We start from the raw sequence: 16469 nt of genomic DNA on the forward strand, positions 1-16469 counted from the left end.
GTACCGGATCGACGCCGCCGCCCGCGGCGCGCTCGCCGGCGCGTTCGCGCAGCCGCTGCTCGCGCTCGCGTAGCTCCGGCGTCAGCGCGGCGCCGAAATCCTCGTCCTCGAACACCGGGCGGATCTCCACCTCCCAGGGAACGTCGTCCGGGTTGGGGCAGCGCTTGATCCATTCGAGCGCGTCCTGCATCGAGGGCAGGCGCCAGATCCAGTAGCCGGCGATCAGCTCCTTGGTCTCGACGAAGGGGCCGTCGGTCACCGACTGCCGGCCGCCGGGCTCGAAGCGCACCCGCAGGCCCCTGCTGCTGGGCTGCAGGCCCTCGCCGCCCAGCATCACGCCGGCGTTGACCAGCTCCTCGTTGTACTGTGCCATCTCGGTGAGCAGGCGCTCACTCGGCAGCTGTCCCGCTTCGGTCTCGGCATCGGACTTGATCATCACCATGAACTTCATTGCGGCTCACTCCTGGGTGTGGGTTGACGGCCCCGGCGCTCGCGGGTTCCTGAGGGCACGACGAGCGGGGCCGCTGCTTTTCGACAGGCCCGGGCGGGCATCTGGCTTGCCGCTGCCGCTTGTCCCCGTTCAAGGAGCATTTGCCATGCCTCAATCCACCTGGAGCGCCAAGCGCGAGCGCCAGTACCAGCACATCAAGGCCGGCCTGAAACATCGCGGCAAGAAGGAGGATCTTGCCGAGGAGATCGCTGCCCGCACCGTCAACAAGGAGCGCGCCCGCCAGGGCGAGTCGGACACCGCCAGCCGCAGTTCGCTCGAGGACATCTCCTCCGGCCGGCGCGGCGGCCTGCGCTCGCACAGCGGTTCCGGCGGCCGCACCTATGCCCAGCTCTACAACGAGGCGCGCCAGCGCGGCATCAAGGGCCGCTTCGGCATGAGCAAGGCCGAGCTGCTGCGCGCGCTGGGCGGGCGCTAGCCGTCTCATCCCGGGCCGCGCCCGCCGGCGCCAGCAGCTGGTCCATCGCCGCGCTCCTCAGCGCCGCAGCCGCCCGCGCAGGCGCCGCTCCAGCAGGCCGAACAGGCCCTCGATCAGCAGGGCCAGCGCGGCCGCGGGCAGGGCGCCGGCCAGCAGCAGCTGGTGGTCGTTCAACGCCAGGCCGGTGACGATGCGCTCGCCATAGCCGCCAGCGCCGATGAAGGCCGCGATCGTCGCGGTGCCGACCGCGATGCTGGCGGCGGTGCGCACGCCGGCCAGCAGGGTCGGCAGGGCCAGCGGCAGCTCGATCAGGCACAGGCGCTGCCAGGCGGTCAGGCCCAGCGCCTCGCCGGCCAGCTTCAGCCCGCCCGGCACCTCGGCCAGGCCCACGCAGGTGTTGCGCACGATCGGCAGCAGCGCATAGAGCGTCAGCGCCAGCAGGGCCGGCAGCGCGCCGATGCGGCCCACCAGGGTGATCAGCGCCGCCAGCAGGGCCAGCGAGGGCAGGGTCTGCAGCACGCCGCACAGGCCCAGCAGCAGGCCGCGCGGCCCGGCATGCGGCGCGACCCAGGTCGCCAGCGGCACGCCCAGCAGCGCCGCCAGGCCCACCGAGGCCAGCACCAGGGTCAGGTGTTGCCCGGTCAGGCGCGCCAGGTCGGCGCCGAACAGCTTGGCGGCGAAGCCGCTGCGGGCCTCGCCGCCGGTCGCGTCGCCGGCCAGGAAGTCGCGCGCGATCGCGTCGAAGGCGCGGCCCTGCAGCTCGGCCTGGGCGTTCATCGCGATCATCGCGTGCTCGTCGATGCGCCCGGCCAGGCCCTGCAGCGCGGCCCAGGCGGCCGGGTGCCGCTGCGGCACGTCGAGCCGGTACAGCAGCAGCGCGTCGTAGCGCGGGAAATAGCCCAGGTCGTCCTCCAGCACGTGCAGGCCGAGGTGGCCGATCTTGGCGTCGGTGGTGTAGATGTCGATCACGTCGACCTGGCCGCCGGCCACCGCGTCATAGGCCAGGCCATGGTCCAGCCCGGTCGGCCGCTGCGGCAGGCCGTAGCGCGCGGCCAGGCCGGCCCAGCCGTCGCCGCGGCCGATGAACTCGTTCGAGAGCCCCAGCTTCAGCGCCGGATGGCGGGCCAGGTCCGAGAGCTTGCGGATGCCCAGGCGCTGCGCCCGCTCGGCCCGCATCGCCAGCGCATAGCCGTCGTTGAAGCCCAGCGCGATGTCGGCACCCAGGCCCAGCGGCCGCAGCTGCTCGCGCATCGCGGCCAGGCTGGAGGGGCGAGCGTTCTTCAGGATCTCGCGATCGATGGTGCCGACATATTCGGGATAGAGGTCGATGCTGCCATTTTGCAGCGCCGCGTAGACGATCGCGGTATTGCCCAGGCCGGCGCGCAGCTCGGCCGGCCCATGCGGGCGCGCCACCTGGGTCAGCAGCTCGGCCAGGATGTAGCTCTCGGTGAAGCGCTTGGAGCCGATCTTCAGCGGCTCGGCGTGGATGAGCGCTGGCAGCAGCAGGGTGAGAACGAGGAGGAGGCGAAGCAGCATGATGGGCCGCAGCATCGGCGATGCCGCGGCCCGCGGTCAAGCCGAGGCGGGCAGCACCGGCCAGCCGGCGCTGATGCGCTCGCCGTCGAATACCAGCAGCTCACCGAACTGCAGCAGCAGCGCCTCGCTCTGCTGCGGGCGCAGGAACAGGTAGTCGTCGGGCTTGAGCTCGATGCGCGCCGAGGCCACCATCACCTGCTGGTTGCTGGAATTGCCATACAGGCCGCTGGGCGCGACGCCCGGCGGCGAGACCGGCCGGGCCAGCCAATGGCCGCCATGGATGGCCAGCGCGCGCGCCTGGTTCGGATCCCAGGCGCGGGCCAGGCGCGACAGCCAGGTGGCGCCCTCGGGCAGGCGGAACTCCGGCCAGCTCTTCAGCACCGGCGTCGCGATGAAGGCGGCCGGGCGCAGGTCGCCCAAAAGCGGCTTTTCGAAGTCCGAGGGCAGCAGCGCGGCCGAGCCGACCGAGACCTCGTTGGCCACGCCCCGGCCGTCGTGCAGGCGGAAGGTCGGCGAGCCGGCGGTGTTGAGCGTCAGCGCCTCGCGGCGCTGCGGGCCCAGCGCCGCCTCGGCCGCGGCCCAGGCGGCGCGGTAGCGGCGCAGCGCTTCGTCCCAGGCGCCCGCGCGCATGCCCAGCGCATCGGGCAGGGCGCCGACATGGGCGTCATAGCCCATGAAGCCGGACCAGCGCAGCGGTCCACTCCCGCCTTGCAGGCTCCTCAGAGCCGCGCCGAGCTGATCGATGTTCTCGAAGCCGCCGCGGTGCAGGCCGATGTCGAGCTCCAGGTTCACACGCAAGACCTGGCTCCGCTGCCGGGCCAGCTCGCGGTACTGGGCCAGGCGCTCGGGCGTGTCGACCAGCCATTCGATGCCGGCGCCGATGGCGGGCGGCAACGCCTGCAGCACCTGCGCCGCGGCGGCCACCGGCAAGGGCTTGCCGAGCAGCACCTGGGCCTCGGGCCGGGCCGCCAGCAGCTGCTGCAGCTGGGCGGCGTTGAAGGCCATCACGCGCGGGCTGTCCCAGGCGCGCGCCAGCTCGTCCATCAGCGGCAGGCTGGGCAGGCTCTTCAGCACCGCACGCAGCGGCATGCCGGTCTTGGCGCGATGCGCGCCGATCGCGGCCAGATTGGCGCGCAGGCGCGGCAGGTCGATCACCAGGCGCGCCTGCGCGATGCCGGCCTGGCGCAGCGCGGCGCTCAGGCGCTCGAAATAGGCGTCGTGCGGCCCGCCCTGTTCGGCCGGGCGCGCCAGCCAGGCGGCCAGCGGCGCGGCGACGGCGGCGCCCAGCAGCAGGCGGCGGCTAGCCATGGGCGGCTCCGAACAGCGCGGCCAGATGCGGGTTCAGCAGCCGGCCCTGCGGATCGAGCCGGCAGCGCAGGCGCTGGAAATCGGCGAAGCGCGGGTACAGCGCCTGCAGCTGGGCCTGGCCCAGGTCGTGCAGCTTGCCCCAATGCGGCCGGCCGGCATGGCGGCGGAACACCGGGCCGAGCTCGCGCACCAGGTAGTCGTGCGGCTCGCCCTGCAGCGCATGGCAGGCGATCGAGCAGCTGTCGCGCTCGTGGAAGGGGCTGAGCCAGGCGGCGTCGCCCTTGACATAGCGGAACTCGATCGGGAAGAACACCTCGTTGCGGCGCTCCAGGGTCGCGAGGATCTCGCGCAGGCAGGCGATGCCGCGCTCGCGCGGCACGTGGTACTCGCTCTCGTTGAAGCGGGTCGGCCGCACGGTGCTGAGCAGGCGCCAGGACCAGTCCTGTGCGGTCTCCGGGTTCGCCATCGCGATCAGCTTGGCCGCGGTCCAGCGGCGCAACGCGGGCCAGCGGCCCAGCCAGTCGCGCAGGCGGCGCAGGTCGGCCAGCACATCCTCGTCGGCCGAGGGCGGATGCTCGGCCGGACCGGCCGGCACCTCGGCATGGGTGATCGCCGCGCTGTGGCCGGTGAAGGGCAGCAGATACATCTCGAAATGGCGGTGCGTGCGGGCCAGTTCGGGCGCGCGCTCCAGCAGGGCCTCGGTCGGCTCCAGCCAGACCCGGCGCCGCAGCATGAAGCGCGCTCGCACGCGCAGGGTGTATTCGCTGATCACGCCCAGGGCGCCCAGCGAGACCTGGGCCGCGGCGAGCAGCTCGGGGTTGCCGTCGCGGCCGGCCTCCAGCACCTCGCCGGCCGGCGTCACCAGGCGCAGGCCCTCGACCGCGGCATGCAGGGCCGGCAGCTCGGCGCCGGTGCCATGGGTGGCGGTGGCCAGCGCGCCGGCCAGGGTCTGCACATCGATGTCGGGCTGGTTCTCCAGCGCCAGGCCCTGGGCATCGAGATCGCGCGCCAGCTGGGCGATGCGGGTGCCGGCGCGCACCCGCACCAGGCCGCGCGCCTTGTCGACCGCGACCAGGCCGGTCAGCCGGTCCAGCGCGACCAGGCTGCCCTCGGTGGGCACCAGCGGCGTGAAGGAATGGCCGGCGCCGACGCTGCGCAGCGGCCCTTCGCTGCGCGCCAGCTGGGCGGCCAGCTCGGCCTCGTCGGCCGGCAGCAGCCAGGCGCGCGGCTGGCAGTGCGCGCTGCCGGACCAGTTCTGCCAGGCGCGCGGCGTGGCGGCGGATGCCGCTCTGGGCAGCGGCGCCGTCGTCTGCGCAAGACCTGACCCCAGGCTGCTGCCCAGGCCCAGCGCTGCCGCACCCTTCAGCCAAGCGCGTCGGTCGCTCATGGTGTGTGATCTCCCTTGCTCATGAATTCGATCAGCGCGCGCAGGTCGGCGTCGCTGCAGTCGGCGCACAGGCCCATCGCCGGCATCGCGCCCAGGCCCTGGCGCGAGCTGGCCAGCAGCGCGTCCATGCCGCGCGCCAGGCGCGGCGCCCAGGCGGCGGCATGGCCGGTCAGCGGCGCGCCGCTTTCCGGCCGCGCATGGCACAGCAGGCAGGAGCGCTCGTAGAGCCCGGCCAGCCGCGCATCGGCGGGGCGTTGCGCCTCCAGCCGCGCGCGGTCCGGCGGGGCCTCGGCGCCGCAGGCCGCGAGCAGCAGCGCGCCCAGGCAAATGAACCAGCCACAGCGCCGCAGCATCAGTAGCTGGCCCGCAGTTCCAGCGCCAGGCTGCGCGGCCGGCTCAGGGTCGCGTAGGCGCTGCCCAGCGGCGCGCCCTCGTACCAGATCTTGTTGATGTAGCGCTTGTCCTGCAGATTGGTTCCGACCAGGGCGATGCCCCAGCGCTGGTCGGCGCTGTCCCAGGCCAGGCGGCCGTCCAGGCGCTGGCGCGCGCCGCCGACGCGCAGGGTTGGCGTCTGCAGGCAGCTGCCCTGCACCTGCGATTCGGCATTGCAGCGTTGCGCGCCGGCATAGGCCGCCTGCAGGCCGGCGCTGGCCTGGCCGCCGAAGGCCGCGAAGCTCCAGTCGACGCCCAGGCTCAGGCTCAGCCTGGGCGTGCCGACCGGCTGGCCCGACAGGTCTGCGCCGCTGCTGGCGCGGCCGCGGCTGTAGGTCTGGTCGATCAGCTCCAGCGCGCCGCTGAAGCGCAGCGCACGGCTGGCCTGCCAGCGCGCCTCCAGATCCAGGCCGGTGGCGCGCTGGTCGCTGATCGTCACCTGGTAGGTCGGCAGGCCGCCGGGTGTGGCGGCCGGCACCAGCTGCAGGGTCTGCAGATTGTCGAAGCGGTAGTGGAACAGCGCGGCGCTGTAGCTCAGGCCGGCGTTCGGGAACTGGCCCTTCAGGCCCAGCTCGAGGTTGCTGACCTTCTCCGGCTCGTAGCGCGAATTGACCTGCAGGGTGTTGAAGCCGCCGGCCTGGTAGCCGCGGGTCAGCGAGCCATAGGCCATCAGGTCGCGGTCGAAGCGGTGGTCCAGCACCAGGCGCGGGCTGGCGTCGGTCCAGCTTTTCTTCACCACCAGCGGCGCGGCGCCGGCGCCCTGGGTCGCGACCAGGGCGTTGCTGCCCATCGCGCCGCGCAGCATGTTGGCCTGCTCCTGGCTGATCGCGCCCATCGCGACCAGGGCCGGGAACAGGCCGGCGGCGTCCAGCTGCGCGAGCTGGGCGTCCAGCCCCGGCGCCTCGCGCAGCGGGTTGAACCAGCTGAAGCGCTTGTCGTCGCGGGTGATGCGCAGGCCGGTGGTCAGGCGGTTGGCCGGGCTCAGCTGCCAGATCACGTCGCCATAGAGCGCCAGCGCGCGGTTGCGCGCCTCGTTGCTCATGCGTTCCAGCCAGCCCTGGCCGCGCAGGTCCAGGCCGGGGATGCCGGCGGCCTCGATCAGGCCGTTGACCGTGCTGTACAGCGGCAGGCCCAGCAGATTGCCGCTGAGCGTGTCCAGGCTGGTGGTGGTGGCGCCGACCAGGGCCGACTGGGTGGCGCGCTCGTCGAACAGGCTCAGGCCGGCCAGCCAGTCGGCGTTGCCGGTCTTGCCGCTCAGGCGGAACTCCTGCTGCCAGCTGCGGTTGCCCTCGACATTGGTGGTGCTGAGGTAGGTGGCGGGGTTGTTGGTGCCGTCGTTGTCCTGGCGGTTGCGCGAATCGAAGCGGCGGTAGGCGGTGGTCGAGCTGAACTCGGCCCAGGGCAGCGCATGCTCGATGCGCAGGGTCAGGCCGTCGAAGTCGCGCCGCTCCTTGGCGTCCGGCACATCGTTGAGCAGCGGCGCGCGGCGCGGGTCGACGAAGCGGGCCGGATCGGCCGGGTAGGGCAGGGGCGTGCCGGCCGGCACCGCGGGCAGCAGGCCATGCGCCGGGCGGGCGCGCTGGTCCAGCTTCTCATGCTCGTAGCTCAGCACGGCCTTGGTGTCCTCGCTGGCCTGCCAGCGCAGTGCCAGGCGCGCACCCCAGGCGTTCTCGCCACCGAAGCGCAGGCCGCTGGCGGCGTCGCGCAGATCGCCGTCGCTCTTGTGCGAGACCAGACTGGCGCGCAAGGCCAGGCTCTCGGTGAGCGGTTGGTTCAGCAGCGCCTCGACATGGCGCAGGCCGTTCTCGCCCAGGCGCGCGAGGCCGCTGCCGCTGCGGCGGAACTCCGGCTCGTTGGTGACGACCGAGATCGCGCCGCCGGCGCTGTTGCGGCCGAACAGGGTGCCCTGCGGGCCCTTCAGTACCTCGATGCGCTTCAGGTCGTTGAAGTTCAGCAGCGCGCCGCCGGTCTTGCCGGTGTAGACGCCGTCCACATAGATGCCGACCGGCGAGTCGGTGCCGATGCCGAAGTCCGCGGTGCCGATGCCGCGCAGCGACATGCGCGGCTGGGTCGGCTGATTGGCGTCGATCTCCAGGCCCGGGATATGGGCGTTGATCTCGCCGAGGTTGCTGGCGCCGAGCTTGCGCACCTGATCCGCGCCCAGCACCTGGATCGCGATCGGCACGCTCTGCAGCTGCTGGGTGCGGCCCTGGCCGGAGACGACGACGGTCTCCAGCTGCTGGGCCGCGCTGGCGGCGGGATCCGGTGGTGGCGGCGCCGCCTGCTGGGCATTCGCGCCGGCGCCCAGCAGGCTCAGCACGGCCAGCGTGGCGGCCGAGTGCGCGAAGCGCGTCGTGGAAGAGGAACGGGGCCAGGGCTTGCGTGGCGTCGTCGGCATCGTGAGGTCTCCATCCTGAGTCGTGATGTGAGGATCATTCGATCGGCCTTCGGCTGCGGCGGCACTGCTTGTCGCGCCAAATGTAGCGATGACTATATTTATTCGATCCGAGTCCCAGCCCAGGGGATTCCCGCAGCGATGCCCGCGCGCAACGGGCGGTAAGGGCCGATAAGGGGCGGCTAGACTGCGGCCATGAATTCAGCCGCCGCCCCCGTGCTGCCCGAGCTGGCGCTGAAGAAGGCGCCGACCCAGCCGCGCGCGATCGAGACCTACGAGCGCATCCTGGCGGCCTGTGCCGAGCTGCTGGGCGAGGTGGGCATCGAGCGGTTGTCGACCAATCTGGTGTGCCAGCGCGTCGGCATCTCGCCGCCGGCGCTCTACCAGTACTTCCCGAACAAGTACGCGCTGCTGCACGAGCTGGGCATGCGCCTGATGCTGGTGCAGAACGCGCTGCTGGAGCCCTGGGCCACGCCGGCGACGATGGCGCTGCCGGAGAAGCGCTTCGCGGCCAGCGTGGCGGACATCTTCTTGCAGACGGTGGCCCTGACCCGCGAGGTGCCGGCCGGCGTCTGGGTGACGCGCGCGCTGCGCGCCGTGCCCTCGCTGCAGCATGTGCGCAACCGCTCGCATGACCAGGTCACCGAGCTGCTGCTGGGCGCCTTCATGGGCGCGCATCCGGCCGCCGACCTGCTGCGCGCGCGGCTGAGCATCCGGCTCTCGATCGACGCGCTCTACGCGGCGCAGGAGCTGCTGTTCGACGATCCGCAGCAGGACGCGCAAGCGGTGGCGCAGACCATGGCCGAGATGGTGGCCGGGCAGCTGATGCGGCTGCGTCGCCGCGCCGCCGCTTAAGGCTTCAGAAACCCCAGGCGAAGGGGTCCTCGGGCTGGAACACCAGGGTGGCGTCCAGGTTCACATGGGCGCGGCCGCGGATCGTCGGCAGGATGCTGCCGTTCTCGCCGGGCTGGTAGCTGGCTTCGAAGACGCTGCCGATCACGCTTTCCTGCCGCCAGAGCTGGCCGGGCGCGAGCTTGCCATCCGCGGCCAGGCAGGCCAGCTTGGCGCTGGTGCCGGTGCCGCAGGGGCTGCGGTCGTAGGCCTTGCCGGGGCAGAGCACGAAGTTGCGGCCCTGGTGGGCGGGATCCTGCGGCGGGCCCAGCAGCTCGATATGGTCGATCTCGGCGCCGTCGGCACCGCGGATGCCCTGCTCGCGCAGCGCCTGGCGCAGCGCCCAGGACAGCTCGGTCAGCGGCTCGATCCGGTCCGGCGCCAGCGCCAGGCCATGGTCCTCGCAGAGGAAAAACCAGTTGCCGCCCCAGGCCACGTCGCCATGCAGGGTGCGCCCGCCCAGCCGCACCGGCACGCGGCGCGCCAGGCGGTAGGCCGGCACATTGGCGATCGCGACGCTGCCGTCCTCGAACAGGGTGGCTGCTATGCGGCCGACCGGCGTGTCGATGCGGTGCGCGCCGGGCCGGATGCGGCCCAGGTAGGCCAGGGTCGCGATCAGGCCGATGCTGCCATGGCCGCACATGCCGAGATAGCCGACGTTGTTGAAGAAGATCACGCCGGCCACGGCCTCCGGCGCCTCCGGCTCGCACAGCAGGGCGCCGACGATCACGTCGGAGCCGCGAGGCTCGTTGACAAGCGCGCGGCGCCAGGCGTCATGCTCGTCGCGCAGGCGCCGCAGCCGCTCGGCCATGGGGCCGCCGCCCAGGGCCGGACCGCCGCTGACGATCACGCGGGTCGGCTCGCCGCCGGTGTGGGAGTCGATGATGCGGGTCGTCACGTTGGTCCTATTCGATCACCGCCTGGGCGAACTGGCGCAGATAGTCCATCAGCGCATCGCTGGCCGCCGCGGCGCGCTCGCCGTCGCCGGCGGCGATGGCCTCGGCCAGTTGCAGATGGCGCTGCGCGCCCTGGCGGATGTCGCCCTGGTGCCGGTAGGCATACCAGAAGCGCCGGCACTGGATCACCATCGGCGCGATCGCGGCCACCGCGAAGGGGCTGCGGCAGGCGGCATGGTTGACCCGGTCCAGCGCCTGGTCGGCCTCCATATAGCCGGCCAGGTCCTCGCGCTCGCCGGCCGCGACCATGCTGCGCGCCTGGGCCAGCAGGGCCTCGCGCTGGTCCGGCGTGGCACGGCGGGCCGAGGTGGCGGCGATCAGGCGCTCCAGCACGCGGCGCGCCTCGATCAGGTCCAGGTGCTCGGCCAGCATCAGGTCGCCGACGCGCAGGCCGCGGCGCGGCAGCTGCACGATCAGGCCGTTCGAGACCAGGCGCATCAGCGCCTCGCGGGTCGGGGTGCGCCCCAGGCCGGTGCGTTCGATCAGCTCGGACTCGACGATCGGGGCGCCGGGCTTGAGCTGCAGGGTGGCGATCATGGTTTCCAGGGCGTCATAGGCCTGGTCGGCCACGCGGCGCTTGGGGTCGCTGGGTTCGGTCATGCCGCCATCATCGCAGGGCGGCCCATTGGGCCTTCCCTGTTTATCTTGTTAATATATTTGCAGAATATTTTTTGAAATCCCACCTGTCAACCCCATCTGGGCCGGCGTGGCGTGCCGAGGCGGCGCTGCTGAACGGTGGCGAGGGGCCGCCGATCCTCCCGCAGGGCGGGCGCAGGGCCGCGGCCGGCGCCCTGGAGGCACATACAATCCGACGTTCTTCCGCCCGTCGCTGGGCGGCTTTCATCAAAGGATACCGACGTGTTTATTTCCAACGCTTTTGCCCAGGCCGCGCCGGCCGCCACCGGCGGCACCGAGTCCAGCCTGCTGAGCATGCTGCCGCTGGTGCTGATGTTCGTGGTGCTGTACTTCGTGATGATCCGGCCGCAGATGAAGCGCCAGAAGGAGCACAAGGCCATGATCGAAGCGCTGGCCAAGGGCGACGAGATCGTCACCGCCGGCGGCCTGCTGGGCAAGGTGGCCAAGCTCGGCGAGAGCTTCGTGACTCTGGAAGTGGCCTCCGGCGTGGAGATCCAGGTGCAGCGCTCGGCCGTGGTGCAGGTGCTGCCCAAGGGCACGGTCGCCAAGTAAGCGGCGGCCGCCGCTCGCTCCACCGAGACCCCGGGCGCGTCGCCGCGCCCCCTTCGCCCGGCGCCATGTCCCATGGTGCCGGGTTTGTTTCAGGCGCAGGCCTCAGAGGATGTCCTCATGAACCGTTACCCGCTGTGGAAGTACGCGATGCTGATCGTCGCGCTGCTGATCGGCACCATCTACACGCTGCCCAATTTCTTCGGTGAAGCCCCGGCCGTCCAGGTCTCGAGCGGCAAGGTCACCGTCAAGGTGGACAGCGCCATGGTGGGCCGGGTCGAGCAGGCGCTGAAGACGGCCGAGATCAAGGCCGACTTCGTGCAGTTCGACGGCAGCTCGGTGAAGGCGCGTTTCGCCGACACCGACACGCAGATGAAGGCCAAGGACGTGATCGCCAAGGCGGTCAATGCCGATCCGGCCGATCCGAGCTACATCGTGGCGCTGAACCTGCTGTCGCGCTCGCCGCAATGGCTGGCCAAGCTCTATGCCTTCCCGATGTACCTGGGCCTGGACCTGCGCGGTGGCGTGCATTTCCTGATGCAGGTCGACATGAAGGCGGCGCTGACCAAGAAGGCCGAGGCGCTGACCGGGGACGTGCGCAGCCTGCTGCGCGACAAGAACATCCGCCATGCCGGCATCAGCCGGGATGGCAACAGCGTGGTGGTCGCCTTCCGCGACGTCGAGGCGCGCGAGAGCGCGCGCCGCCTGCTGACCGATTCGATGGCGGACGTGCAATGGCTGCCGGGCAGCGGCGCCGAGCCGAGCCTGGTCGGCAGCCTGAAGCCGCAGTCGCTGGTGGCGGTGCAGGAAGCGGCGCTGAAGCAGAACATCACCACCCTGCACAACCGCGTCAACGAGCTGGGCACGACCGAGCCGGTGATCCAGCAGTCGGGCCTGGACCGCATCGTCGTGCAACTGCCCGGCGTGCAGGACACGGCCCGCGCCAAGGACATCATCGGCCGCACCGCGACGCTGGAGCTGCGCATGGTGGACGACAGCACCGAGGCCCAGGCCGCGCTGTCGGGCGCCGCCCCGGTGCCCTTCGGCACCGAGCGCTACATGGACCGCGGCTTCGGCCCGATCATCGTCAAGCGCCAGGTGGTGCTGACCGGTGACAACCTGAACGACGCGCAGGCCGGTTTCGACGAGAACCACAACCCCTCCGTCAACCTGACCGTGGACGCCAAGGGCGCCCGCATCATGAAGGAGGTCTCGCGCGAGAACATCGGCAAGCGCATGGCCATCATCCTGTTCGAGAAGGGCAAGGGCGAGGTCGTGACCGCGCCGCGCATCAACTCGGAACTGGGCAACCGCTTCCAGATCACCGGTGCGATGAGCACGCAGGAAGCCAACGACACCGCGCTGCTGCTGCGCGCCGGTTCGCTGGCCGCGCCGATGGAGATCATCGAGGAACGCACGATCGGCCCGAGTCTGGGCGCCGAGAACATCGCCAAGGGCATCGCCTCGGTGACCTGGGGCTTTGTCGCCGTGGCGATCTTCATGTGCATCTACTACATGCTGTTCGGCCTGTTCTCCTCGCTGGCGCTGGGCTTCAACCTGCTGCTGCTGATGGCCCTGCTGTCGATGCTGCAGGCCACGATGAGCCTGCCCGGCATCGCCGCGATGGCGCTGGCGCTGGGCATGGCGATCGACTCGAACGTGCTGATCAACGAGCGCATCCGCGAGGAGCTGCGCAACGGCGCCAGCCCGCAGGCGGCGATCCACGCCGGCTACGAGCGCGCCTTCGCGACCATCCTGGACTCCAACGTGACCACGCTGATCGCCGGCGTCGCGCTGCTGGCCTTCGGTTCGGGCCCGATCAAGGGCTTCGCGGTGGTGCATTGCCTGGGCATCCTGACCTCGCTGTTCTCGTCGGTCGTGTTCTCGCGCGCGCTGGTGAATCTGTGGTACGGCCGCCAGAAGAAGCTGAAGTCGCTGGCGATCGGCCAGGTCTGGAGGCCCGAGCCCGAGGCCGACGTGCCCGGCAAGGCCTGAGGAGGATCAAGAGTCATGGAACTGTTCCGCATCAAACGGGATATCCCGTTCATGAAGCACGCGTTGATCTTCAACGCGATCTCGTTTCTCACCTTCGCCGTGGCCGTGTTCTTCCTGGTCACGCGCGGCCTGCATTTCTCGATCGAGTTCACCGGCGGTACGGTGATCGAGGTCGAGACCCCGGCCGCGGCCGACACCGAGAAGATCCGCCATACCGTCGAGAAGATGGGCTTCGGCGAGATCCAGGTGCAGAACTTCGGCAGCTCGCGCGACGTGATGATCCGCCTGCCGGTGCGCGAGGGCGAGAAGCAGACCGAGGTGGTCGACAAGGTGTTCGCCGCGCTGTGCACGGCCGAATCCGGCACCGTCAGCCGCCACCAGCAGATCACCGACAAGGGCGAGTCGATCAGCAAGCAGATCTGCAACAGCAGCGCCGCCGACGGCTCGAAGGTCGAACCGATCAAGCTCTCGCGCTCCGAGGTGGTCGGCCCCGCGGTCGGCGCGGAGCTGGCCTGGGACGCCGCCAAGGCCTTGGGCTTCACGATCCTGGGCATCGTGATCTACCTGGCGATCCGCTTCGAGTGGAAATTCGGCGTGGCCGGCATCATCGCCAACCTGCACGACATCGTCATCATCCTGGGCTTCTTCGCCTACTTCCAGTGGGAGTTCTCGCTGGCGGTGCTGGCGGCCGTGCTGGCGGTGCTGGGCTATTCGGTCAATGAGTCGGTGGTGATCTTCGACCGGGTGCGCGAGGCCTTCCGCAAGTACCGCAAGCTCAACACGCATGAGGTGATCGACCACGCGATCACCTCGACGATGAGCCGCACCATCATCACCCACGGCTCGACCCAGCTGGTGGTGCTGTCGATGCTGATCTTCGGCGGCCCCACGCTGCACTACTTCGCGATGGCGCTGACGATCGGCATCTGCTTCGGCATCTACTCATCGGTATTCGTCGCCGCGGCGCTAGCGATGTGGCTGGGCGTCAAGCGCGAGGACCTGATCAAGGGTCCGGCCAACAAGGAAGACCCGGACGACCCCAACGCTGGCGCGGTGGTGTAGTAGAGTCATTTGCAAGTTCGTAACCGCCTGACAACGCCTCCATGACCGCCGCCCGCAACCAAGCCCTGGCTTCGCAAGCGCGGCGTGTGTATCTGGAGGCCCTGGTGCGCGGCCTGGCACAGGTCGGCAGCACCCTGAACGAGGCCGCCCAGCAACTGCTGCTGCTGCCGGCCGAGCATGCGGTGGCGGTAGCGCGGCGCGACGGCGTGGCGGCCTGGACGCGTCACGGCTCGGCCTGGCTGACCGGTTATATCGGCGGCCTGCGCCACGCGGCGGTCTACGGCCTGTCCGAGACGCGCAGCGGCCAGTCGATCGGCAGCACCGCGCCCGGCGCGCTGTCGCTGGTCGACGACGACACGATCGAGCGCGAGATCATTGGCTCGCGCCTGGCGCTGGCGATGATGGACCGCGCCTCCTGGGAGTTCACCGACCTGCGCACCCGCATGCACGAGCTGGAGGGGCATGAGGAGCTGAACGCCCACGACCTGCTGCGCGCCCATGTGGTGGCCAGCCTGGCGCTCGATGCCTGGTACCGCAGCGGCCTCTCGTCCTCCGAGTGGCAGATGCTCAAGAGCACCCTGCACACCGAGTTCGCGCTGCTGCTGGGTGAGGCCTATCACGAGACCAACCGCTGGCTGATCGAGCAGGGCGTGATGCCCGATGTCGATCTGCGGCCCTTCATCCGCCGCGCCGCCGGCGCGGTGACCGGCCGCGGCCAGCCGGAGGCCGCCGCCGCGCCTGCGGCCGCGCCCAGCGACACGCCCTATATGGCGCGCCAGGTGGCGCAGGCCGAGGCGCAGCGCAGCCATGCCGGCAACGCCGCCGAGGAGGTGATGCAGCTGCTGCAGCGCGTCGTCAGCCGCCAGGTGCCGGGCTTCGGCGGTGCGCCGGCCGCCGCCGCGCCGCGCGCCACCGTGCGCAGCTCGCTGCAGGGGGGGCTGCAGGCCCATGCGCCGACCGTGCCGCTGCCGAGCCTGCCCAGCCTGCACCAGGCCAGCTCGCCGCGCCTGGCTGCGGCGATCAATCATGCACAGGAGGCCCTGCAGCGCCGCAGCGCCGCCGCGGTCGCGGCCGATGTCGAGCTGCCGCCGCTGCAGCAGCTGGAGGAGATCAAGGCGCGCAGCCAGGCCTTCAAGCAGGTGCTGAAGCAGGCCGCGGATTCGCCGGCCGAACGCGCGACGATCGAGATCGTCGCGCTGCTGTTCCAGAGCATCCTGCAGGAGGAGCGCATCCCGGCCTCGGTGCGGGTCTGGTTCGCGCGGCTGCAGATGCCGGTGCTGCGCGTCGCGGTCAGCGAGCCCGATTTCTTCGCCGCCGCCGACCATCCGGCGCGCGCGCTGATCGACCGCATGGGGGCCTGCGTGATGGGCTTCAACACCCAGGCCGGCAGCGGCGTCGGCGACGCGCTGGAGCGCGAGATCAAGCGCATCGTGCAGGTGGTCGAGGCCTATCCCGACACCGGCCGGCGCGTGTTCCAGACCGTGCTGACCGAGTTCGAGAAGTTCCTTGATCATTACTTCGAGAACGAGAACCAGGCCTCGATGAAGGGCGTCTCGCTGGCTCAGCAGGTCGAGCAGCGCGAGACCCTGGCGATCCAGTACACGATCGAGCTGCGCAAGATGCTCAACGAGGTGCCGGTGCAGGACGGGGTGCGCGAGTTCCTGTTCCATGTCTGGGCCGATGTGCTGGCGGTCACCGCGGTGCGCGCCGGCGCGCAGTCGGAGGAGACCAAGGCGATGAAGCGCGCCGCGGCCGACCTGATCTGGTCGGCCAGCGCCAAGGTCTCGCGCGAGGAGCGCGCCGAGGTGATCCGTCGCCTGCCGCCGCTCTTGAAGACCCTGCGCGACGGCATGGACCACGCGGGCGTCTCGGCCGCCAAGCAGGACGAGCAGATCCGCGCGCTCAACAACTCGCTGGCGGCGGCCTTCACGGCCAAGACCGCGACCATCCCGCGCGAGCGCCTGGACGAGCTGATGGATCAACTGCAGGCGCTGGAGGCGCTGCTGCCCGAGGGCGGGCTGGAGATCAACGAATCGCTGGTGCGCGACCTCTCGGGCCACGAGAGCGAGGACCTGGAGGTGGTGGCCGAGGGCGGCTCCGCGCCGACCCCGGCGATGCTGGCCTGGGCCAAGGAGCTGCAGGTCGGCGGCTGGTACATGCTGGACTATCGCGGCCGCAACGAGGCGGTGCAGCTGGCCTGGCGCGGCATGCGCCACCAGTTGACCCTGTTCGTCTCGCCCAAGGGGCGCGGTGTGCTGTTCCAGCTGAGCCGCCTGGCGGCCTTCCTGCAGGCGGGCCTGCTGCTGCCGGCCCAGGACGAGGCGCTGACCGTCAAGGCCACGCGCAACGCGCTGGCCAAGCTGGACGTCGATCCGAACCGCTTGTTGAACTGATCC

Annotated in this window: 13 protein-coding genes and 1 pseudogene; 6 read left to right on the forward strand and 8 right to left on the reverse strand. The window is 71.0% G+C overall.

Going from position 1 to position 16469, the window contains the following annotated elements; all coding sequences use genetic code 11:
- Positions 1 to 40: 40 nt before the first annotated feature.
- Positions 41 to 451 (reverse strand): annotated as a pseudogene (locus tag G8A07_RS27785) (YciI family protein); the annotation flags it as partial.
- 145 nt (positions 452 to 596) lie between these two features.
- Between G8A07_RS27785 and G8A07_RS04555 the strand changes: the two are divergent.
- A complete protein-coding gene (locus G8A07_RS04555) occupies positions 597 to 926 on the forward strand; it encodes a plasmid stabilization protein (protein WP_195795914.1) in 330 nt (109 codons plus the stop codon).
- 57 nt (positions 927 to 983) lie between these two features.
- Here the strand turns inward: G8A07_RS04555 and G8A07_RS04560 are convergent, their stop codons facing one another.
- Genes G8A07_RS04560 through G8A07_RS04580 form a run of 5 tightly spaced genes read right to left on the reverse strand, consistent with a single transcriptional unit; the run spans position 984 to position 7987 of the window.
- The gene (locus G8A07_RS04560) at positions 984 to 2462 is read right to left on the reverse strand and encodes a glycine betaine ABC transporter substrate-binding protein (RefSeq protein ID WP_249937219.1); all 1479 of its coding nucleotides are present in this window, start codon (positions 2460 to 2462) and stop codon (positions 984 to 986) included.
- Between the two features lie 36 nt (positions 2463 to 2498).
- Positions 2499 to 3770 carry an alanine racemase gene (locus G8A07_RS04565; RefSeq protein WP_195795916.1) on the reverse strand — a complete coding sequence of 424 codons (1272 nt, stop codon included), beginning with the start codon at positions 3768 to 3770 and terminating at the stop codon, positions 2499 to 2501.
- A complete protein-coding gene (locus tag G8A07_RS04570) occupies positions 3763 to 5157 on the reverse strand; it encodes a D-arabinono-1,4-lactone oxidase (RefSeq protein ID WP_195795917.1) in 1395 nt (464 codons plus the stop codon). Before G8A07_RS04570 ends, G8A07_RS04565 begins: the two co-directional genes overlap by 8 nt.
- Positions 5154 to 5510 (reverse strand): cytochrome c5 family protein, encoded by a 357-nt coding sequence (locus G8A07_RS04575; protein WP_195795918.1) that lies wholly within the window; start codon positions 5508 to 5510, stop codon positions 5154 to 5156. The genes G8A07_RS04570 and G8A07_RS04575 overlap by 4 nt, the downstream gene beginning before the upstream one ends.
- Positions 5510 to 7987, reverse strand: a complete 2478-nt coding sequence (locus tag G8A07_RS04580) for a TonB-dependent receptor (protein ID WP_195795919.1) — start codon at positions 7985 to 7987, stop codon at positions 5510 to 5512. Before G8A07_RS04580 ends, G8A07_RS04575 begins: the two co-directional genes overlap by 1 nt.
- 192 nt (positions 7988 to 8179) lie before the next feature.
- Here G8A07_RS04580 and G8A07_RS04585 point away from each other — a divergent pair, with 192 nt between their 5' ends.
- Positions 8180 to 8839 carry a TetR/AcrR family transcriptional regulator gene (locus G8A07_RS04585; protein ID WP_195795920.1) on the forward strand — a complete coding sequence of 220 codons (660 nt, stop codon included), beginning with the start codon at positions 8180 to 8182 and terminating at the stop codon, positions 8837 to 8839.
- 4 nt (positions 8840 to 8843) lie between these two features.
- On the opposite strand, the gene G8A07_RS04590 is transcribed toward G8A07_RS04585, so the two are convergent.
- Both G8A07_RS04590 and G8A07_RS04595 read right to left on the reverse strand, forming a co-directional pair.
- Positions 8844 to 9773: a 4-hydroxyproline epimerase gene (locus G8A07_RS04590; RefSeq protein WP_195795921.1), complete on the reverse strand. Its 930-nt coding sequence runs from the start codon at positions 9771 to 9773 to the stop codon at positions 8844 to 8846.
- A 7-nt stretch (positions 9774 to 9780) separates the two neighbouring features.
- Positions 9781 to 10431, reverse strand: coding sequence for a GntR family transcriptional regulator (locus G8A07_RS04595; RefSeq protein ID WP_195795922.1), 651 nt, complete (start codon positions 10429 to 10431; stop codon positions 9781 to 9783).
- A 258-nt stretch (positions 10432 to 10689) separates the two neighbouring features.
- Here G8A07_RS04595 and yajC point away from each other — a divergent pair, with 258 nt between their 5' ends.
- From yajC to G8A07_RS04615, 4 genes are all read left to right on the forward strand, one after another.
- Positions 10690 to 11019 carry a preprotein translocase subunit YajC gene (gene yajC, locus G8A07_RS04600; RefSeq protein ID WP_195795923.1) on the forward strand — a complete coding sequence of 110 codons (330 nt, stop codon included), beginning with the start codon at positions 10690 to 10692 and terminating at the stop codon, positions 11017 to 11019.
- Between the two features lie 117 nt (positions 11020 to 11136).
- Positions 11137 to 13011 carry a protein translocase subunit SecD gene (secD, locus tag G8A07_RS04605; protein ID WP_195795924.1) on the forward strand — a complete coding sequence of 625 codons (1875 nt, stop codon included), beginning with the start codon at positions 11137 to 11139 and terminating at the stop codon, positions 13009 to 13011.
- A 15-nt stretch (positions 13012 to 13026) separates the two neighbouring features.
- Complete coding sequence (secF, locus tag G8A07_RS04610) at positions 13027 to 14073, forward strand: protein translocase subunit SecF (protein WP_195795925.1); 1047 nt, start codon at positions 13027 to 13029, stop codon at positions 14071 to 14073.
- Positions 14074 to 14114: 41 nt separating this feature from the next.
- Positions 14115 to 16466, forward strand: a complete 2352-nt coding sequence (locus G8A07_RS04615) for a DUF1631 family protein (RefSeq protein WP_195795926.1) — start codon at positions 14115 to 14117, stop codon at positions 16464 to 16466.
- Positions 16467 to 16469 lie beyond the last annotated feature (3 nt).

Source organism: Roseateles sp. DAIF2, assembly GCF_015624425.1.
GTDB lineage: Bacteria > Pseudomonadota > Gammaproteobacteria > Burkholderiales > Burkholderiaceae_C > Kinneretia.

What these genes read in the sequence shown, in the direction of transcription:
- G8A07_RS04570 (WP_195795917.1), bottom strand. Translation starts at nt 5,157, where the DNA reads ATGAGCGACCGACGCGCTTGGCTGAAGGGTGCGGCAGCGCTGGGCCTG.
- G8A07_RS04615 (WP_195795926.1), top strand. Translation starts at nt 14,115, where the DNA reads ATGACCGCCGCCCGCAACCAAGCCCTGGCTTCGCAAGCGCGGCGTGTG.
- G8A07_RS04585 (WP_195795920.1), top strand. Translation starts at nt 8,180, where the DNA reads ATGAATTCAGCCGCCGCCCCCGTGCTGCCCGAGCTGGCGCTGAAGAAG.
- secD (WP_195795924.1), top strand. Translation starts at nt 11,137, where the DNA reads ATGAACCGTTACCCGCTGTGGAAGTACGCGATGCTGATCGTCGCGCTG.
- secF (WP_195795925.1), top strand. Translation starts at nt 13,027, where the DNA reads ATGGAACTGTTCCGCATCAAACGGGATATCCCGTTCATGAAGCACGCG.
- G8A07_RS04595 (WP_195795922.1), bottom strand. Translation starts at nt 10,431, where the DNA reads ATGACCGAACCCAGCGACCCCAAGCGCCGCGTGGCCGACCAGGCCTAT.
- G8A07_RS04560 (WP_249937219.1), bottom strand. Translation starts at nt 2,462, where the DNA reads ATGCTGCTTCGCCTCCTCCTCGTTCTCACCCTGCTGCTGCCAGCGCTC.
- G8A07_RS04565 (WP_195795916.1), bottom strand. Translation starts at nt 3,770, where the DNA reads ATGGCTAGCCGCCGCCTGCTGCTGGGCGCCGCCGTCGCCGCGCCGCTG.
- G8A07_RS04575 (WP_195795918.1), bottom strand. Translation starts at nt 5,510, where the DNA reads ATGCTGCGGCGCTGTGGCTGGTTCATTTGCCTGGGCGCGCTGCTGCTC.
- G8A07_RS04580 (WP_195795919.1), bottom strand. Translation starts at nt 7,987, where the DNA reads ATGCCGACGACGCCACGCAAGCCCTGGCCCCGTTCCTCTTCCACGACG.
- G8A07_RS04555 (WP_195795914.1), top strand. Translation starts at nt 597, where the DNA reads ATGCCTCAATCCACCTGGAGCGCCAAGCGCGAGCGCCAGTACCAGCAC.